Below are 17,038 nucleotides of genomic sequence, written 5' to 3' on the forward strand. Positions count from 1 at the left end.
AAATGAATCAATTGTCCCCGATGGCCGAGCGGTTTGTGCTGCACTTTGGTGAGATGGGGCGCCATTGGGGCATGAGCCGCAGTGTGGCGCAGATCTTCGCCTTGCTGTTTGTGTCCGGCCGGGCACTCAATGCGGATGAGCTGGTGGAGATCCTTGGCATCTCGCGTTCCAATGTGGGGGCAGGCCTGAAGGATCTGGCGGGCTGGCGTCTGGTGCACCCGGTTCCGCTGGCCGGGGATCGTCGCGAGTTCTTCGCGGTGCCGGAGGATGCCTGGGAGGTGCTGCGGCGCCTGGCGCTGGAGAAGCGCCGCCGAGAGCTGCTGCCGACACTCGAGTTTCTCGGGGAGGCGCTGCGCCAGTCGGCGCAGGATGGGGCAGAGCGGCAGGATCAGGCCAGGCTGCGCGCCTTGTATGATCTGCTCGATTTGTTCTGTAGCTGGTTTGACGATGTGCAGAAGCTGTCGCCGCAGACGCTGGAGCGGCTGATGCGTCTGGGCTCGCGCGTGTCGAGGGTGCTGGATGCCGGACCCGGGCGGCGCGAATGAGGAGGATTGAGGCAAAAAAACCGGCGGACAGGCAGTCCGCCGGTTTTTTTGGGGATGTCCTTACTTGGTGTGTTGCCCGCCGTTGATCGCCACATTGGCGCCGGTGATGAAGCCGGCGATGTCGGAGGCGAGGAAGGTCACCAGGGCGGCGATTTCTTCCGGCTTGCCCAGTCGGCCGACCGGAATCTGCGCCACAATCTTCTCGCGGACATCTTCCGGAATGGCCATCACCATGTCAGTGGCGATATAGCCCGGCGAGATGGTGTTGACCGTGATGCCCTTGCGGGCCACTTCCTGTGCCAGGGCCATGGTGAAACCATGCATGCCGGCCTTGGCTGCGGAATAGTTGGTCTGGCCGAACTGGCCCTTCTGGCCATTGATCGACGAGACATTGATGACGCGACCCCAGTTGCACTCGATCATGGTTTCGATCACCGGCCGGGTCATGTTGAATACTGAATCCAGATTGGTGCGCAGGACGGCATGCCAGTCGTCGAAGGTCATCTTGCGGAAGGTGCCGTCGCGGGTGATGCCGGCATTGTTGACCAGGATGCTGATCGGGCCGATCTCCTCGTGCACCTGATCGACCATGCGGCTGCACAGATCGGCATCCGTCACGTCGCACTGGTAGGCATGCGCCTCGATGCCGGCTTCTTTCATGTCGGCCAGCCAGGCGGCCTCCTTGCCCGGCTTGCTGTAGGTGGTCACCACAATGTGACCGGCCTGTCCGAGCGCCTTGCAGATGGACGTGCCGATGCCACCCATGCCGCCGGTGACCAGTGCAATTCGTTTTGTCATGATTTCTATCCTCCAAAGATTAACAGCGATCCTGCCGAATGCGTCTTTCTTCTTCTGTGACCAAGAATACAGGAGGGTAAAAAATTGTAAATGGGTCGTTCTACTTCGAAATTTATGACTTTAAGGTAGATTGTAAAGCTTTGTTAATCCAGTTCGTTGATCAGGCGTTGCAACAAAGCCAATCGATACGGGCGGATGCCGCCATTTTCAGCCGCCTGCTTGATGGCACAGCCGGGTTCGGCCCGATGGCTGCAATTATGAAATCTGCATTGACCGATCAGGGGGCGCATTTCCGGGAAGTAATGGATCAGCTCGGTGGCCTGCAGATGTTTCAGGCCGAATTCCTGTAGTCCGGGGGAATCGATCAAATGGCTTTGTGCGTCAAGGTGATAGAGCGTGGCATGTGTGGTGGTGTGGCGGCCGGAATCCAGTGCTTCGGAAATTTCCGCCGTCCGTGCCCGTGCGGCAGGCAGCAGCGCATTGGTCAGCGTGGATTTGCCCATGCCGGACTGGCCGACCATGACGCTGGTCTGGCCTTGCAGCCAGGGGAGCAGCAGGCTGACATCCTGCTTGGCCGACAGGGTGACCAAGGGGTAACCCAGCGCCTGATAGGGCGCCAGTGCCGTCAGATAGGCTGTACTTTCGGGCAGGTCAGCCTTGTTGACGACAATCACCGGCTCAATGTCGGCGGCCTCGGCGGCAATCAGGCAGCGGTTGAGCAGGTCTTCGCTCGGCGTCGGGACGGCAGCGGTCACGAACAGGATGCGGGTGACGTTGGCGGCAATGATCTTGGTGCGCCAGTCATCCTGACGGTAGAGCAGGCTGCGGCGCTCTTCGGCGCTTTCGATCACGGCCTGTTCACGGTTCTGTACCAGGATGTGTACCCGGTCGCCGCAGGCAAAATCCACTCGTTTGCCGCGGGTGGTGCAGTCGTATTCCTGGCCGCCGGCCTCGACGACGAAACGTCGGCCATGGCTGCGGATGATTTGTCCGTTCAGGGTGTCGCTCATGCGGTCTCCGCCTGCAGGGCCTGGCAGCGGGCGGCGCAAATGAAGTCGTTCATGGTCAGTCCGTTGGCATCATGGGTGTTCCAGGTCACATGTACCCGGTTGTAGTGCACCGACAGGTCGGGGTGATGGTCCTGCTGGTGGGCAATCCATGCCAGCGCGTTCACAAAGGCCATGGTGTGGTGGTAGTCGGCAAAATGGTAAGTCTTGCTGAGTGTCTGCCCCTCGATTTGCCAGCCGGGCAACTGAGCCATCAGGGCCGGCAGCTCGCTGGCCGCAGGGCGCTCGCGCACGGTGTGCGGGGTGCATTGCAGGGTGGCCAGGTTCATGCGTGCTCTCCTTTCAGGTGGGCGATACGCAGTGCCGCCGGGGGGTGCGAGTCGTAAAAGGCGGAATGCAGCGGATCGGGGGTCAGGGTCGATGCATTGTCACGATACATCTTTACCAGTGCACTGATCAGGTCGCGGGCATCGGTCTGGCTGGCCGCGAAGTCGTCCGCCTGGTATTCGTGGCGGCGCGACATGCGGTTCATCAGCGGGGTCAGCGGGAAGGTAAAGACCGGCAGCACCATGAAAAACAGCAGCAGGGCCTGAGCCGGTCCCTGGCTGGCCAGTCCCAGTCCCTGATAGAACCAGGCGGCATCGACCAGTTGTCCCAGCAGCCACAGGGAGACCAGGGAGAGCAGGAAGGTGGTGGTGATGCGCTTGATGACGTGGCGCAGTTTGAAGTGGCCCAGTTCATGGGCCAGTACGGCCTCGATTTCGGCTGGGCTGAGCTGTTCGATCAGGGTGTCGAAAAACACGATGCGTTTGGCGCTGCCAAAACCGGTGAAGTAGGCATTGCCATGGCTGGAGCGGCGCGAGCCGTCCATGACGAATACCCCCTGGCTGCGAAAGCCGGTGCGTTGCAGCAGTTGTTCGATACGCTGCTTGAGCGCCTCGTCCGCAAGGGGGGAGAAGCGGTTGAACAGCGGAGCGATCACGCTGGGGTAGATGACCAGCAAGGACAGGCTGAAGGTCATCCAGACTAACCAGAGCCAGAGCCACCAGTTCTGTCCTGCCGCCATCATCAGCCAGATGGCCAGTGCGATCAGCGGCAGGCCGACGATGGCGCCGACCAGCACACCCTTGAGGCCGTCCAGCAGGAACAGACCCAGGGTCATTTTGTTGAAACCGAAGCGTGCTTCGATGACGAAGGTGGCGTAGAGCGACAGCGGCAGGGAAATCAGGCTGGTCAGCATCAGGCTGATGGCGATGAAGGCCGTACCTTGCCAGATGGGGTGCTGGCTGAGGAGTCCGGCCAGCGACCACAGCAGATTGAAGCCGCCACCAAGGGTCAGCATCAGGGTCAGCAACAGATCGAGGCTGCCGGAGAAGATGTTCAGGCGGATTTTGGCGCGTGTGTAATCCGCGGCGCGCTGATGTTCCTCCAGCGGCATGTCGGCGGCAAAGGCCTGAGGGACGCTGTCGCGATGGGCCAGGATGTGGCGACTGTGACGCAGGGCCAGCCACAATCGCAGGAAAAACGTCAGCAGAACAACAGCGATAAACACCTTGGTAAAGACGGCAGCCATCAGATATCTTTTCTTTGAGGTTTGCCGGATAGGCGGCAATAGCGGAAAATGACCGGATACTAGCAAAGACGAGTAAGTATGGCACAAGATCAGAACAACCTCATCTGGCTCGACATGGAAATGACGGGCCTGAACCCGGATACCGACCGGATTATCGAACTGGCTGTCGTGATTACCGACAGCCAGTTGAATATTGTCGCCGAATCGCCGGTGTTCGCCGTGCATCAGCCGGACAGCGTGCTCGACGGCATGGATGACTGGAACAAGTCCACGCATGGCCGTTCCGGCCTGATTGACCGCGTGCGCGCATCGACGCTGAGCGAGGGCGAGGCCGAAGCGCAAATGCTGGCTTTCCTGCAGCAGTACACGCCGGCGCGCACGTCGCCGATGTGTGGCAACTCGATCTGCCAGGATCGCCGGTTCATGGCACGCTGGATGCCGGCGCTGGAGGCCCACTTCCACTACCGCAATCTGGATGTGTCTACCCTGAAGGAACTCTGCAAGCGCTGGAAGCCTGAATTGGCCCGCGGCGTGGTCAAGAAGGGCAAGCACGAGGCGCTGGCCGACATTCTCGAATCGATCGAGGAAATGCGTTACTACCGCGACAATTTCATCAAACTGTAAGCTACTGGCACGCCCGTGCCGACGGTGCGGGCGTGCGCCGGAATCCCTGCATGCCTGTTTTTCGCCAGAACGATATCAATGCCTCTGCCGCCTGGGCGCGCCTGCACCAGCATCAGCGTGCCACGCGCCACATGCATATGCGCCAGCTGTTCGAGGCCGATGCTCACCGTTTTGAACGTTTCTCCATCGAGCTGGACGGCCTGTTGCTCGACTACTCCAAAAACCGCATTACCGAACGCACGCTCGAACTGCTGATCGACCTGACCGATGCGGCCGAGCTGTCGGGCTGGATGGCGCGTATGCGCAGCGGCGAGCGCATCAATGTCAGCGAGGACCGCGCCGTGCTGCATACGGCGCTGCGTCTGCCTCGGGATGCCCGGCTCGAGGTTGACGGGAAGGATGTGGTGGCGCCACTGCATGCCGTGCTGCAGCGCATGCGGGACTTCAGCGAGCGTGTCCGTGGCGGCCAGTGGCGCGGTGCCACCGGCAAGGCCATCACCGATGTCGTCAATCTGGGGATCGGTGGCTCGGATCTCGGCCCCCTGGTGGTGACCGAGGCGCTGGCGCCTTATGCCAGCGAGACGCTGCGCATTCACTATGTTTCCAATGTCGACGGTCAGCATATTGCCCGCACGCTCAAACCGCTTGATCCGCAGTCGACGCTGTTCATCGTGGCGTCCAAGTCGTTTACCACGCCGGAAACCCTGCTCAACGCCCAGGCGGCGCGTCGCTGGCTGGTCGGTCATCTGGGCGAGGCCGCAGTGGCACAGCATTTTGTGGCGGTGTCCAGCAACCGCGAGGCCGTCACACAGTTCGGTATTGATGCGCAGCATATGTTCGAATTCTGGGACTGGGTCGGCGGGCGTTTCTCCGTCTGGTCGGCCATCGGTCTGCCGGTGATGCTGTCGGTCGGCTTCGAGCGTTTCAGTGAGTTTCTGGCCGGTGGTCATGCGATGGACCGGCATTTCTTCGAAGCTCCCTTCGTGCGCAATATCCCGGTCATCCTGGCTTTGCTCGGGATCTGGTACAACACGTTCTACCGTGCGCATACCCATGCCATCATGCCCTATGACCATGGCCTGCGCCGTTTGCCGGCGCATATCCAGCAACTGGACATGGAGTCCAACGGCAAGCGGGTCGGCCGCTATGGCGAGCGGCTGGACTTCGATACCGGCCCGGTGATCTGGGGTGAGGAGGGGGTCAACAGCCAGCATGCCTTCTTCCAGTTGCTGCATCAGGGGACCCGGCTGGTGCCGTGCGATTTCATCGTGCCGATGAACAGCCATGATGGCTGTGACCAGCAGCATCGGGTGCTGGTGGCCAACTGTCTGGCTCAGACTCAGGCGCTGATGCATGGCAAGACGGAAGCGGAGGTCCTGGCGGAAATCGGTGATCTGCCGGGCGATGTGATCGACATGCTGATGCCGCAGAAATTATTTCCGGGCAATCAGCCGTCCAATACCATCGCCCTTGATCAGCTCACGCCCTATACCCTGGGGATGCTGATGGCGATGTATGAGCACAAGGTGTTTGTGCAGGGGGTGATCTGGGGGATCAACTCCTTCGATCAGTGGGGGGTGGAGTACGGCAAGCAACTTGCCCGGGTGATTCTGCCTCAGCTCGATGGCGGCGATGCCGATCCGCACCATGATTGTTCCACGCAGGGACTGATCCGGCATTTTCAGCAACGTCGCGGTTAAGGACGGCATCAAGAGGAGCAGGGCGATGCAGCATGGTGCAGCAGACTGGTTTGAGCAGGCCGCGGCCTTGGCGCAGCGTCTGGGGCTGCAACTTCAGGCGCGCGCGCAATGCGTGGCGACGGCAGAGTCCTGCACCGGCGGGCTGATCAGCGGGGCGCTGACGGCCGTGCCCGGTTCTTCGGCCTGGTTCGGTTTTGGGTTTGTGACGTATAGCAATGAAGCCAAACAGCAATTGCTGGGCGTGGACGGCGACACCTTGCGGTGCCACGGTGCGGTCAGTGAGGCGACGGTGCGCCAGATGGCGCGCGGGGCCTGCCGGGCGGCCAAAGCCGACTGGGCGGTGGCGGTGTCCGGTGTGGCCGGCCCCGGAGGCGGCTCGGCAGACAAGCCGGTCGGTACCGTGTGGTTTGGCCTGGCAGGGCCGGATGGTGATGAAGCTTTCGTCTGCCATTTCGATGGCGATCGCGATGAGGTGCGCGGGCAGACCGTGCTGATGGCGTTGCAACGTTTGCTGGCACGCTGCGCGGCCGCCACCTCAGTCGTCTGAGGTCTTCGGCTTGCGCGCCCTGGGGTGAGCGGCATCGTAGACCTGGGCAAGATGCTGGTAGTCCAGGCTGGTATAGATCTGGGTGGTCGACAGGTTGGCGTGGCCGAGCAGTTCCTGTACGGCGCGCAAGTCCCCGGAGGATTGCAGCAGGTGCGATGCAAAGGAATGACGCAGCATGTGCGGATGGACGTGCTGTGTGGCGCCGCTCTTGAGACTCCACTCGGCAAGTCGCTTTTCGATCTGGCGTGCACCGAGCCGCCGGCCGCTCTGGCCGGTGAACAGGGCACTTTCCCCCGGTTCGGCCTGACGCTGACCCAGCCAGTCCTGCAGGGCGGCCCTGGCCACGCTGCCGACCGGCACGATGCGGGTCTTGTTGCCTTTGCCGGTGACGCGTGCCAGCGACTGCTCGAAGTCGATATCTTCCAGGTCCAGTCCGGCCAGCTCGGCCAGTCGCAATCCCGAAGAGTACATCAGTTCAAACATGGCTTTGTCGCGCAGCGCCAGCGGGGTGTCCGGCGTGACCCCATCCAGCAGTGCTGCCGTGGCATCGACGGCCAGGGCATGGGGCAGTCGTTTGCCTTCTTTCGGCGGGCGCAGTCCCTGGCAGGGGTTGTGGCTGGCTCGTTGCTGCCCGATCAGCCAGCCAAACAGGCCGCGCCAGGCGGAGAGCATGCGACCGATGCTGCGGCCGGACAGACCGCCGGCATGTAGCCGGACAATGTAGTGACGGATGTCGCTGACGCTCAGCTGCCCGGCCGGCTTGTCGCCGGCCAGCTCGGTCAGGGTGTGCAGGTCGCGCCGGTAGGCGCCGACGGTATGGCGACTCTTGCCTTCGCGTTGCAGCGCGGCAAGAAAGTCCGCGCAGTCTTCAGTCCAGGGCATTTTGCGGTTGCTGGCTGCCGGCTGACCGCGGTTTTCTGATGATGGCGGCCTCGATGTCGCTCAGGGTGATGTCCCAGCGTTGCATCAGGTAGCGCAGCAGGGCCATTTCCGGCGGGCTGATGTCGCCATCCGCCTTGGCCACGTCCATGGCCAGGGCGCAAGTCAGCAGACGCTTGCTGCGGTCGGTGACTTCTTCCAGCAGTGTGTCGATGCGCTGGCGGTCGATCAGATGGATGGTGCCGTCTTGCTCGGCCTCGTCGGAGATATCATCGCAATAGTCGACCAGCACCTGGGTGAACTGCTTGCGGCTCAGGCCGAGCAGGTCGTAGGTCATGATCTTTTCCAGCGCATCGAGTTCACGCTCGTCCATTTCACCATCGGTGATCATGAACATGGCGATGAAGCGGGCCATCGCCTGTGGGGAGTTGACGCGGTAGGGTCTCATGCGGGTGTTCCTCCTGCTAGCTGCGGCAGTCTCGCCAGAAAAGCTGGCGGAATCGGCGCTATTTTTCTGTGGGCGTAATCGAAAAATACGATACCTGTTTTCAATCTTGCCACTTCTTTGCCTGAGTTGTCATCGACAGCTTGGTAAATCATGTCAAAGCCATGGTGGCTGACATCAGTAATGCCCAGCTTCAGGCGCAGGCGGTTGCCATGAAAGACCTCGGCCTTATAGCTGATGGCTGCGTCTGCCATGATGATCCCACTGCCGGCGACGTCCAGTTCGCTATAGCCGAGCGACTGCAGGAATCGCAGTCGCGCTTCATGTGCATATCTTAAAATTGCATCATTGGCCATGTGATTGCCATAATTGATGTCGCCGATGCGAACTTCGAGCAGGGTTTCGAAGAGCACGGGGTCGGGTAAACTGATCTGAATTCGGGCCATGGGCATCTCTCGGTAGCAAGCCGTCAGTCTAATGGACTGTTTTAATCTGCATCAACCGTTTGGCAACCCGCTTTGCTAGACTGGTACTGACAGGGGACACATTCCCCAATGAAGGAGGGGCATCATGTACCAACGGATATTTGTGCCGGTAGACGATAGTGAAACCTCGAATCTGGCGCTGACAGAGGCCTGCAAGCTGGCCAGCGAGTGTGGCGCACAGGTGCGTATGGTGCACGTGGTGGACCTGGCGCAGTTTGGCTGGGGAGGGACCGAGTTCCTCGACGCCTCCGAATTGCAGAAATCGGTCAAGGAGGCCGGCGAGCAGGTGCTGCGTCAGGCGCATGAAAAGGCCGAGTCGCTGGGCGTGAAGCCGGAGTGCAAAATTCTGGAAAGCTGGGGCGACAAGATTGCCTCGGTGTTGCAAGAGGATGCCAATAGCTGGGGGGCCGATCTGGTGGTCATGGGGACCCACGGCTGGACCGGGGTGATGCATCTGCTGATGGGCAGCGTGGCCGAGGGTCTGCTCAAGACCTGCGATGTGCCGGTGCTGCTGGTGCGCTATAACGGCGAGTAATGGGTGACCGGTCGGTCATGAAAAAGGGCGGAAGCGCCATGCGCTTCCGCCCTTTGTCTGTCTGTCTGACTGGCGTGCCTGCTTAGCCCAGCAGCGCTTCTGCGCCGCCTTCCTGGGTTTCCATCTTGGCACGTACGGCCTTGCGCAGGCTCTTGTACAGGTCCGGGTGGGTTTCTTTCAGATATTCCACGATTTCGAAGTCTTCGCGACGAACCTTCGACAGGTCAATCTGTTCAACATGCACCAGGCGCAGCAGTTCGCGCACCGGCTTCGGCATGTTGCGGCCGCTTTCATAGCGCGAGCCACCGGATTGGGTGACGCCGATACGGCTCCAGAACTCTTGTTGGTTCAGGCCGAGTTTGCGACGGATTTCACGCGGGTTGGTGATCTTTTCGAATAGTTTCATTTTTGATGTCCTCTCATTGGCAATGCGAAATCGGCTGTCTAATAGTTGTTCGGCATGACCGACAATCTAACAGTAGCAAAATATCTAAATTGGGTATCCCAAAACTTTGTAAAAAAATAGTAAAGCCTTGGCGTAAGTAATTTTGCGTAATGTTAGCTGAATCTTATGGTTGAGAACAATGGGATTTTATGCCAATGTCGCAATGACATACGTGCATGACATGAATTTGCATGATAGGGAGAGGGGAGGGGTGGCGAGCCTGACCCCCGGCACTTGCACGATGTGATTTTGGCTGCTTCCTTCCGGACCTGACCAGGTGAACCACGATGCAATGCGGGGAGACCCGCCATAGAGAGGCAGAGTATAGCCACTCGGGCTTGAAGTGTCACGATCTTTTTCCGTTTTGCCGGGTCTACCATTTCATGTTCAGCGAAGTATGATGTCGGTATCGGAATCTGACTTACGCTGCGTTCCAGACTGCCTTCAGGAAAATGACATGTCCAACGAACCGGAATCCCTGCTCGCCACGCTGGTGGCCTTTGATACCACCAGTCGCCATTCCAATCTGAGCCTGATCGAATGGGTGCGGCAGCATCTGGCCGGGCTCGGCATCTCCAGCCAGCTGACTTATAACGATGATGGCAGCAAGGCCAATCTTTTTGCCCTGGTCGGCCCGGTCGCTCAGCCTGCGCTCATTTTGTCCGGTCACAGCGATGTCGTGCCGGTGGATGGGCAAAGCTGGTCGAGCGACCCCTTCGTGCTCAGCGAGCGCGATGGTCGTCTGTACGGGCGCGGTGCCGCCGACATGAAGGGGTTCATTGCCTGCGTACTGGCGTGGTTGCCTTCGGTACTGGCGGCGCATGCCGAAGGGCGACTGCAGCAGCAGATCGGTCTGGCGCTCTCGTATGATGAAGAGGTCGGGTGCCTGGGGGTGCCGCGGCTGATCGCCGATCTGCTTGCCCGTGGTATACCTGTGTCCGGTTGCATCATCGGCGAGCCGACCCGGATGCAGCCGGTCGTTGCCCACAAGGGCATCGCCCACTTCCGCTGCCGGGTGACCGGGCGTTCGGCGCACTCCTCGCTGACACCGCAGGGTGTGAATGCCATCGAGTACGCGGCTCGACTGATCAGCCATATCCGCAAACTGGCGGATACCGAAGCGCATTTTGGCCGCGCCCGTCCTCTCTATGATGTGCCCTATGCCACGCTGCAGACGGGGACCATTCACGGCGGTACCGTGCCGAATATCGTGCCGCGTGAATGCGAGTTTGTCTTCGAGTGTCGCTGGCTGCCGGGCGAACCGCTGGCACGTTATATCGATACCGTGCGTGATTACGCCGCCACGCTGGTTGAAGAAATGCGTCGTACCGCGCCCGAAGCCGACATCACCTTTGAACAGTTGGTAGATTGTCAGCCCTTCGAGTCACCGCAGGGCAGTTCGTTGCTGGACTACATTCATGAGCTGTGCCCGGGCAGGTCACATCAGGCTGTGGCCTATACCACCGAAGCCGGTTGTTTCAGCGCGGCCGGGTTCCCCAGTGTGGTACTCGGGCCAGGTTCGATCGAGCAGGCGCATCGCCCCGACGAGTATATTGAGCGGACGCAGCTGCAGGAATGCATGGTCTGGCTCGATGGTCTGCGAGAAATCGTGTGCCGATCGGCCGGCGGCGGCAAATAGTCTCTTTGCCTCGGCGTGGATATCCTGCAAAATCACGCCTGCCCGACGGTTTTTTGGGCAAAGGGGCTTGCTGGTGGTTGAGCAGGCCATGTATTCGGGGTAAAGAGAGACAAAATTAAATGAAAAATGAAAAAAAGGCCGCATCAGTGGCCGCCCGGGACGGATTTACCTCCAGTTTCGGGGTGTTGGCAGCCACGCTGGGGTCGGCTGTCGGTCTGGGTAATATCTGGAAGTTTCCCTATCTGACCGGTACCAACGGGGGCGCCGGTTTCCTGGTGGTGTACATTCTGGCCACCCTGCTGGTGGGGCTGCCGGTGATGATTGCCGAAATCATGCTGGGCCGTAAGGTCAAGGCCAATGCCTACACCACCATGAAGACGCTGTCCCCTCCCGGTCAGCCTTGGTGGCTGATCAGCATCGCCGGGGTGCTGGCGGCCTTCCTGATCATGGCCTTCTACTCGGAAGTGGCTGCCTGGGTGTTTGCCTATGTGTTCAAGTCGCTGGGCAGTGGCCTGCTGACCAGTGATCCCAAGGTGACGGAAGGGGTTTTTGGCCAGCTGATTTCCGATCCCTGGCAGTCCTTGCTGTGGCAGTGGCTGGTGCTGGGCCTGATGGGCTGCATCCTGCTGCTGGGTGTCTCCAAGGGGATTGAGGCGGCAACCAAGAAGCTGATGCCGCTGCTGTTCGTGTTGCTGGTGGTGGTCGGGGTGCGCAGTCTGATGCTGCCTGGTGCTTCGGAAGGACTGAAGTTCCTGTTTCAGCCCGACTTCAGCAAGATTACCGGCGCCGTGGTGCTGACTGCGGTCGGTCTGGCGTTCTTCAAGCTGTCGATCGGCATGGGTACCATGATGACGTACGGCAGCTATTTTCGTGATGATCAAAACATTCCGGCTACCGCATTCCGGGTGATGTGTGCCGACTTGTTTGTTTCGATGCTGGCCGGCATTGCCATTTTTCCGGCGGTGTTTGCCTTCGGCTTCAAGCCTTCAGCCGGTCCTTCGCTGCTGTTTATCACTATCCCGGCGGTATTCCACAACATGCCTTTCGGCCATCTGTTCATGGTGGTGTTTTTCGTACTGACCGCCGTGGCCTCCATGGGCGCCATGCTGTCGATTCTCGAAGTGCCGATTGCCCTGCTGAGCGAGCATTTCAAGATGAAGCGCCCGGTGGCCACCTGGCTGTCGCTGGCCATGCTGGCGCTGGTCGGCTCAACCTGCGCCTTGTCCAACAGCAGCATGGCGGGGGTCAAGCTGTTCGGCATGACAACCTTCGATCTGTTCGACTTTGTCACCTCCAACGTCATGATGCCGCTTGGTGGCATTGGTCTGTGTCTGTTTGTCGGTTGGGTATGGGGCAAGCAACGCATGAGCGAGGCTTTGAGCAATCAGGGGCAACTGCAGAATCAGGGTTTGCTCAATGCGCTGTTTACCGTTCTGCGCTGGGTGTCGCCCGTGCTGATCCTGGTGGTGATGCTCAAGGGGCTGGGCCTGTTCTGAGCCGGTGATGTGCCGCATGAAAAAAGGCAGCTTCGGCTGCCTTTTTTATTGGATGGTCAGTCAGTTTGGCGCGTCCGGGTCGCCGACGCTGGCCTCCGGACGGGGTTGGGGGACAAAACCGTTCACTTCGCGGGCGTTTTTTTCCAGCAGGAAGACGACCGCCGTATTGAGCGCGCCAAAGGCCCAGGCCGCCAGCAGGAAGAAGGTATAGGCGGCCCGCTTGTCACTGAACAGCTGGGTGCCGTGGAGCTTCAGTTCGTACGGGTCGAACAGGGCAAAGAACGTGACCGAAGCCAGGCAGGCGATGATGAAGGAGGGCCAGAATAGCAGGATGGTCTTGCGCATGATGGTTCTCCTTGTCGTTGTGGTGTCTCAAGCTTAGACAAGGTGGCGGGTGCGGATCAATATTTATCTGGCATGGAATGTAAAACACCCCCTGAGGTCAGGGGGTGTACGCGGGCAGCAGAAGGGCTCAGGCCAGGGCTTTTTCGATACGGGCCAGCGCCTTTTCCAGATTGCCCATGCTGGTGGCAAAGCTGATGCGGAAATAACCCTCGGCACCAAAAGCCGAACCGGGTACGACGGCCACATCTTGTGTTTCCAGCAGATAGCTGCCCAGTGCCATATCGGTCGCTTCGGCAATCTTGCCTTCGGCATGCAGGTTGCGGATGGCGTCACGGGCATCGACGAAGGCGTAGAACGCGCCGCCGGCCGGCAGGCACTTCAGGCCGCGGATGCGGTTGAAGTAGTCGACCACGAAGACGTGGCGCTGATTGAAGGCCTGCAGCATCGGGGTGATGCAGCCCTGATCGCCGGTGAGCGCCGCTTCGGCAGCGACCTGCGAAATCGAGGTCGGGTTGGAGGTGGATTGCGACTGAATGTTCTCCATGGCCTTGATCAGCCACTCCGGACCACCCGCATAGCCAATGCGCCAGCCGGTCATCGAATAGGCCTTGGACACGCCATTGAGCAGAATGGTGCGGTCCTTCAGCCCGGGGGCAGCGTTGAGGATGTTGCAGAAGCGGGTGTCTCCCAGCAGAACATGCTCGTACATGTCATCCGAGGCAATCATCACCTGCGGGTGGCGCTTGAGTACCTCGGCCAGTTGCTGCAGTTCTTCCAGCGTGTAGACCGCGCCAGTCGGATTGGACGGGCTGTTGAGTACCAGCAGCTTGCTGTGCGGGGTGATGGCCGCTTCCAGTTGTGCGGCGGTCAGCTTGAAGCCTTGCTCGATGCCGCATTCGACGATGACCGGCTTGCCTTCGGCCAGCAGCACGATATCCGGATAGGACACCCAGTAAGGCGCCGGGATGATGACTTCGTCGCCCCGGCCGATCAGTGCCTGGCACAGATTGAAGAAGCTCTGCTTGCCACCGACCGAGACCAGGATCTGCTTGGCGTTGTACTCGACCCCGTTGTCCCGCTTGAACTTGGCGATGATGGCCTGTTTCAGGCTGGGGATACCGGCCACCGGGGTGTATTTGGTGAAGCCTTTGTTGATGGCTTCGATGGCGGCAGCCTTGATGTGATCCGGGGTGTCGAAATCCGGTTCGCCCGCGGCCAGGGCGATCACGTCACGGCCTTCGGCCTTGAGTTTTTGCGCCTTGGCAGTGATGGCGAGCGTCGGGGATTCCTTGATGGCGAGTACGCGCTGGGACAGTTCCACTTTTGGTTTCCTATCGGTCTGATCTGGGAGTGAGAAATGAAGCCGCAATGATTCAGATCATACCGCCAAAGCCCGGGCGAGGCCAGTCTGCCGCCCGGGGGCTCAGCCTTGGCTGAACAGCGTGCGCGCGCCCTCGAAGCGGCTGGCGAAATAGCGGTTGTCGAGACGGTCGACCCGGATCACGCTGTTGCTGCGTGGTGCGTGGACGAATTTGCCGTCACCGATATAGATGCCCATGTGCGAGAACGGGCGGTTGAGCGTGTTGAAGAACACCAGATCGCCGACGCGCAGGTCGTTGATGTCGATCGGGCGGGCCAGGCCGGCGATCTGGGCCGCATTGTGCGGCAGCTTCACGCCGACGGCGTTGTAATAGATGTAGCTGACCATGCCGCTGCAATCGAGGCCGGCCGCCGGATTGCTGCCGCCGAACTGATAACCGACATCCAGCAGGCTGAGGGTGTACATCAGAATTTCGCGTCCGGCACCATCGGCCTGCAGGTGCGACAGGCCATACTGGCTGCCCGCAGGCGGGCGCGCATGCTGTTTCAGCGGTGGCGCACTGCTGCAGGCAGTCAGCAGGGCAATCAGCAAGCAGTAGTAGCCGCAACGACGCATCATTTCTGTTTGGCCTCCAGTTCCTCCCAGCGCGCCAGCTTTTCCAGCAGCAGCAATTCGATCTCTTCGATGCGAGCCTGCCAGGCGCGCGCCTCCAGCGGCGTGTCGCGATAACAGTTCGGGTCGAGCAGACGCTGGTTCAGGTCCTGCTGTTCGGTTTCCAGTTTTTCCAGTAAGTCCGGCAACTCGGCCAGTTCCCGGTTTTCATTGTAGGACAGCTTGCTCTTGCCGGTTTTCGGCTTGTCCTGGCGCGGCCTGGCGCTGTCCGGCTGGCTGGCTTTGACAGGGGTGGCCGGCTGCAGGGTGGCCATGCGGGCCTTGGTGTCGATCCAGTCCTGATAACCGCCCGGGGCTTCTTCCAGGCGACCGTTGCCCTCGAAGGCAATCACCTGGGTCACGACATTGTCGAGGAAGGCACGGTCGTGGCTGACCAGGAAGACTGTCCCGCTGTAGTTGGCCAGCAGCTCTTCCAGCAGTTCCAGCGTGTCGATATCCAGGTCGTTGGTCGGTTCGTCCAGCACCAGGACGTTGGCCGGACGCGTGAACAGCCGCGCCAGCAACAGGCGGTTGCGTTCTCCGCCGGACAGCGAGCGCACCGGGCTGCGGGCGCGGGCCGGCTCGAACAGGAAGTCTTCCAGATAGCTCATCACATGCTTGCGCTGGCCGCCGATGTCCAGAAATTCGTTGCCCTGGCTGATGATGTCGGCCACGCTGGCCTCTTCATCCAGCTGTTCGCGGAACTGGTCGAAATAGGCGATCTGCAGGTTGGTGCCGCGCCGAACCGTGCCGCGATCCGGCTCCAGTTCGCCCAGGATCAGCTTCAGCAGCGTGGTTTTGCCGATGCCATTGGGACCGATCAGGCCGATCTTGTCACCACGCAGGATGCGGGTGGTGAAGTCTCGGATCAGCTGCTTGTCGCCGAAGCCCTTGTCGACATGCTCCAGCTCGGCCACCAGTTTGCCGGAGCGCTCGCCGCTGGACAGCTGGAAGTTGACCTGACCCACCCGCTCACGGCGTGCGGCGCGCTGGCGCCGCAGTTCTTCCAGACGCCGCACCCGACCCATATTGCGCGTGCGTCGTGCCTCGATGCCCTTGCGGATCCAGACTTCTTCCTGGGCGTGAAATTTGTCAAACACGCGGTTCTGTTCCTCTTCCGCCGCCAGTTCTTCCTGTTTTTTGCTCAGATAGCTGGCGAACGAGCCCGGATAGCTGCGCAGCAGGCCGCGGTCGAGTTCGACGATGCGTGTGACGGTATTGTCGAGGAAACGTCGGTCATGGGTAATCAGCAGCACGCTGCCGCCATGGGACTTGAGCAGGTTTTCCAGCCAGACGATGGCCTCCACGTCCAGGTGGTTGGTCGGTTCGTCCAGCAACAGGACATCCGGCCGGGCGCACAGCGCGCGGGCCAGGGCCACGCGTTTTTTCCAGCCGCCGGACAGGGCGCTGACCAGGGTGTCGGCCGGCAATTGCAGGTGGCTGAGGGTGGTCTGGATCTGGGCATCGAATTGCCAGCCGTCCAGGGCCTCCAGCTTGTGCTGGATCGGCGTCATTTGCGCCAGCAGGGCATCGTGATCGGCATCGGGCTGCTCCAGGCCACTGGTCAGTCGATGGTATTCGGTCAGCAGCTGTTGCAGCTCGCCCAGCCCCTCGGCCACGGCTTCGAATACCGTGTGCTGGGGGTTGAGCGCCGGTTCCTGCGGTACATAGGCCAGCTGGATGTCCCCCTTGATGTTGATGCGGCCGTCGTCGAGTCTGGCCGTACCGGCGATCGCCTTGAGCAGCGAGGACTTGCCGGCGCCGTTGCGGCCGATCAGGCCAACAATCTCGCCCGGTTCCAGGGCGAAATCGACGTGATCCAGGAGGGCGTGGTGGCCAAAGGCCAGGCAGGCCTTTTCGACGGTAATGAGTGCCATTGCAGAGTGAGTCCGGGGGAGAAAACCGGCTGGATTGTAGCACGGACCGGGCCTTCTGCCGCGTGCGCCGCCGCGGGAACCGAATAACTTGTTCAGGCCATGCGCCGTCGCTGCTACAATGCCGAC

19 protein-coding genes and 1 other RNA gene are annotated in these 17,038 nt (G+C 60.6%); 7 read left to right on the forward strand and 13 right to left on the reverse strand.

The genetic code is table 11. The features are described from left to right. Positions 1-2: 2 nt before the first annotated feature. A complete protein-coding gene (locus tag JNO51_RS07215) occupies positions 3-545 on the forward strand; it encodes a GbsR/MarR family transcriptional regulator (RefSeq protein ID WP_215782335.1) in 543 nt (180 codons plus the stop codon). Positions 546-605: 60 nt separating this feature from the next. Here JNO51_RS07215 and phbB read toward each other — a convergent pair whose 3' ends face one another. The 4 genes from phbB to JNO51_RS07235 form a co-directional block, all read right to left on the reverse strand. Then, on the reverse strand, positions 606-1,343 hold the full coding sequence (gene phbB, locus JNO51_RS07220) for an acetoacetyl-CoA reductase (RefSeq protein ID WP_215782336.1): 738 nt from the start codon (positions 1,341-1,343) through the stop codon (positions 606-608). A gap of 143 nt (positions 1,344-1,486) precedes the next feature. After that, positions 1,487-2,353: a ribosome small subunit-dependent GTPase A gene (rsgA, locus tag JNO51_RS07225; protein WP_215782337.1), complete on the reverse strand. Its 867-nt coding sequence runs from the start codon at positions 2,351-2,353 to the stop codon at positions 1,487-1,489. Further along, the gene (locus JNO51_RS07230) at positions 2,350-2,679 is read right to left on the reverse strand and encodes a 4a-hydroxytetrahydrobiopterin dehydratase (RefSeq protein WP_215782338.1); all 330 of its coding nucleotides are present in this window, start codon (positions 2,677-2,679) and stop codon (positions 2,350-2,352) included. The genes rsgA and JNO51_RS07230 overlap by 4 nt, the downstream gene beginning before the upstream one ends. After that, the gene (locus JNO51_RS07235) at positions 2,676-3,923 is read right to left on the reverse strand and encodes a M48 family metallopeptidase (RefSeq protein WP_215782339.1); all 1,248 of its coding nucleotides are present in this window, start codon (positions 3,921-3,923) and stop codon (positions 2,676-2,678) included. Before JNO51_RS07235 ends, JNO51_RS07230 begins: the two co-directional genes overlap by 4 nt. Positions 3,924-4,001: 78 nt before the next feature. On the opposite strand from JNO51_RS07235, the gene orn reads away from it, so the two are divergent. Genes orn through JNO51_RS07250 form a run of 3 tightly spaced genes read left to right on the forward strand, consistent with a single transcriptional unit; the run spans position 4,002 to position 6,794 of the window. Beyond that, positions 4,002-4,547, forward strand: coding sequence for an oligoribonuclease (gene orn / locus JNO51_RS07240; protein ID WP_215782340.1), 546 nt, complete (start codon positions 4,002-4,004; stop codon positions 4,545-4,547). A 50-nt stretch (positions 4,548-4,597) separates the two neighbouring features. Then, entirely contained in the window at positions 4,598-6,247 is a 1,650-nt protein-coding gene (gene pgi / locus JNO51_RS07245) for a glucose-6-phosphate isomerase (protein ID WP_215782341.1), read from the forward strand. A gap of 25 nt (positions 6,248-6,272) precedes the next feature. After that, positions 6,273-6,794 carry a CinA family protein gene (locus tag JNO51_RS07250; protein ID WP_215782342.1) on the forward strand — a complete coding sequence of 174 codons (522 nt, stop codon included), beginning with the start codon at positions 6,273-6,275 and terminating at the stop codon, positions 6,792-6,794. Here JNO51_RS07250 and xerC read toward each other — a convergent pair. Genes xerC through JNO51_RS07265 form a run of 3 tightly spaced genes read right to left on the reverse strand, consistent with a single transcriptional unit; the run spans position 6,783 to position 8,564 of the window. After that, positions 6,783-7,676 carry a tyrosine recombinase XerC gene (xerC, locus tag JNO51_RS07255; RefSeq protein ID WP_215782343.1) on the reverse strand — a complete coding sequence of 298 codons (894 nt, stop codon included), beginning with the start codon at positions 7,674-7,676 and terminating at the stop codon, positions 6,783-6,785. The genes JNO51_RS07250 and xerC overlap by 12 nt on opposite strands. Then, the gene (locus JNO51_RS07260; RefSeq protein WP_215782344.1) at positions 7,663-8,121 is read right to left on the reverse strand and encodes a TerB family tellurite resistance protein; all 459 of its coding nucleotides are present in this window, start codon (positions 8,119-8,121) and stop codon (positions 7,663-7,665) included. The genes xerC and JNO51_RS07260 overlap by 14 nt, the downstream gene beginning before the upstream one ends. Then, the gene (locus tag JNO51_RS07265; RefSeq protein WP_215782345.1) at positions 8,118-8,564 is read right to left on the reverse strand and encodes a thioesterase family protein; all 447 of its coding nucleotides are present in this window, start codon (positions 8,562-8,564) and stop codon (positions 8,118-8,120) included. The genes JNO51_RS07260 and JNO51_RS07265 overlap by 4 nt, the downstream gene beginning before the upstream one ends. A gap of 124 nt (positions 8,565-8,688) precedes the next feature. Between JNO51_RS07265 and JNO51_RS07270 the strand changes: the two genes are divergently transcribed. Next, complete coding sequence (locus JNO51_RS07270; protein ID WP_215782346.1) at positions 8,689-9,138, forward strand: universal stress protein; 450 nt, start codon at positions 8,689-8,691, stop codon at positions 9,136-9,138. A gap of 82 nt (positions 9,139-9,220) precedes the next feature. Here the strand turns inward: JNO51_RS07270 and JNO51_RS07275 are convergent, their stop codons facing one another. Then, positions 9,221-9,544 (reverse strand): DNA-binding transcriptional regulator, encoded by a 324-nt coding sequence (locus tag JNO51_RS07275; RefSeq protein WP_215782347.1) that lies wholly within the window; start codon positions 9,542-9,544, stop codon positions 9,221-9,223. Positions 9,545-9,793: 249 nt separating this feature from the next. Next, an RNA gene (gene ffs, locus JNO51_RS07280) (signal recognition particle sRNA small type) lies at positions 9,794-9,892 on the reverse strand. A gap of 148 nt (positions 9,893-10,040) precedes the next feature. On the opposite strand from ffs, the gene argE reads away from it, so the two are divergent. After that, a complete protein-coding gene (gene argE, locus JNO51_RS07285) occupies positions 10,041-11,222 on the forward strand; it encodes an acetylornithine deacetylase (protein ID WP_215782348.1) in 1,182 nt (393 codons plus the stop codon). Positions 11,223-11,341: 119 nt separating this feature from the next. Further along, entirely contained in the window at positions 11,342-12,718 is a 1,377-nt protein-coding gene (locus tag JNO51_RS07290; protein ID WP_215782349.1) for a sodium-dependent transporter, read from the forward strand. 60 nt (positions 12,719-12,778) lie between these two features. Here JNO51_RS07290 and JNO51_RS07295 read toward each other — a convergent pair whose 3' ends face one another. The 4 genes from JNO51_RS07295 to JNO51_RS07310 all read right to left on the reverse strand — a co-directional run bounded on the left by JNO51_RS07295 (position 12,779) and on the right by JNO51_RS07310 (position 16,912). Next, positions 12,779-13,063: a hypothetical protein gene (locus JNO51_RS07295; RefSeq protein WP_215782350.1), complete on the reverse strand. Its 285-nt coding sequence runs from the start codon at positions 13,061-13,063 to the stop codon at positions 12,779-12,781. 127 nt (positions 13,064-13,190) lie between these two features. Then, positions 13,191-14,384 carry a pyridoxal phosphate-dependent aminotransferase gene (locus tag JNO51_RS07300; RefSeq protein ID WP_215782351.1) on the reverse strand — a complete coding sequence of 398 codons (1,194 nt, stop codon included), beginning with the start codon at positions 14,382-14,384 and terminating at the stop codon, positions 13,191-13,193. Between the two features lie 102 nt (positions 14,385-14,486). Further along, positions 14,487-15,002, reverse strand: coding sequence for a C40 family peptidase (locus JNO51_RS07305; RefSeq protein WP_215782352.1), 516 nt, complete (start codon positions 15,000-15,002; stop codon positions 14,487-14,489). Next, a complete protein-coding gene (locus tag JNO51_RS07310; RefSeq protein ID WP_215782353.1) occupies positions 14,999-16,912 on the reverse strand; it encodes an ATP-binding cassette domain-containing protein in 1,914 nt (637 codons plus the stop codon). Before JNO51_RS07310 ends, JNO51_RS07305 begins: the two co-directional genes overlap by 4 nt. Between the last annotated feature and the right edge of the window lie 126 nt (positions 16,913-17,038).

This window comes from Paludibacterium sp. B53371, from assembly GCF_018802765.1.
In the GTDB taxonomy this organism is placed as follows: Bacteria; Pseudomonadota; Gammaproteobacteria; order Burkholderiales; family Chromobacteriaceae; genus Paludibacterium.

What these genes read in the sequence shown, in the direction of transcription:
- JNO51_RS07215 (WP_215782335.1), top strand. Translation starts at nt 3, where the DNA reads ATGAATCAATTGTCCCCGATGGCCGAGCGGTTTGTGCTGCACTTTGGT.
- phbB (WP_215782336.1), bottom strand. Translation starts at nt 1,343, where the DNA reads ATGACAAAACGAATTGCACTGGTCACCGGCGGCATGGGTGGCATCGGC.
- rsgA (WP_215782337.1), bottom strand. Translation starts at nt 2,353, where the DNA reads ATGAGCGACACCCTGAACGGACAAATCATCCGCAGCCATGGCCGACGT.
- JNO51_RS07230 (WP_215782338.1), bottom strand. Translation starts at nt 2,679, where the DNA reads ATGAACCTGGCCACCCTGCAATGCACCCCGCACACCGTGCGCGAGCGC.
- JNO51_RS07235 (WP_215782339.1), bottom strand. Translation starts at nt 3,923, where the DNA reads ATGGCTGCCGTCTTTACCAAGGTGTTTATCGCTGTTGTTCTGCTGACG.
- orn (WP_215782340.1), top strand. Translation starts at nt 4,002, where the DNA reads ATGGCACAAGATCAGAACAACCTCATCTGGCTCGACATGGAAATGACG.
- pgi (WP_215782341.1), top strand. Translation starts at nt 4,598, where the DNA reads ATGCCTGTTTTTCGCCAGAACGATATCAATGCCTCTGCCGCCTGGGCG.
- JNO51_RS07250 (WP_215782342.1), top strand. Translation starts at nt 6,273, where the DNA reads ATGCAGCATGGTGCAGCAGACTGGTTTGAGCAGGCCGCGGCCTTGGCG.
- xerC (WP_215782343.1), bottom strand. Translation starts at nt 7,676, where the DNA reads ATGCCCTGGACTGAAGACTGCGCGGACTTTCTTGCCGCGCTGCAACGC.
- JNO51_RS07260 (WP_215782344.1), bottom strand. Translation starts at nt 8,121, where the DNA reads ATGAGACCCTACCGCGTCAACTCCCCACAGGCGATGGCCCGCTTCATC.
- JNO51_RS07265 (WP_215782345.1), bottom strand. Translation starts at nt 8,564, where the DNA reads ATGGCCCGAATTCAGATCAGTTTACCCGACCCCGTGCTCTTCGAAACC.
- JNO51_RS07270 (WP_215782346.1), top strand. Translation starts at nt 8,689, where the DNA reads ATGTACCAACGGATATTTGTGCCGGTAGACGATAGTGAAACCTCGAAT.
- JNO51_RS07275 (WP_215782347.1), bottom strand. Translation starts at nt 9,544, where the DNA reads ATGAAACTATTCGAAAAGATCACCAACCCGCGTGAAATCCGTCGCAAA.
- argE (WP_215782348.1), top strand. Translation starts at nt 10,041, where the DNA reads ATGTCCAACGAACCGGAATCCCTGCTCGCCACGCTGGTGGCCTTTGAT.
- JNO51_RS07290 (WP_215782349.1), top strand. Translation starts at nt 11,342, where the DNA reads ATGAAAAATGAAAAAAAGGCCGCATCAGTGGCCGCCCGGGACGGATTT.
- JNO51_RS07295 (WP_215782350.1), bottom strand. Translation starts at nt 13,063, where the DNA reads ATGCGCAAGACCATCCTGCTATTCTGGCCCTCCTTCATCATCGCCTGC.
- JNO51_RS07305 (WP_215782352.1), bottom strand. Translation starts at nt 15,002, where the DNA reads ATGATGCGTCGTTGCGGCTACTACTGCTTGCTGATTGCCCTGCTGACT.
- JNO51_RS07310 (WP_215782353.1), bottom strand. Translation starts at nt 16,912, where the DNA reads ATGGCACTCATTACCGTCGAAAAGGCCTGCCTGGCCTTTGGCCACCAC.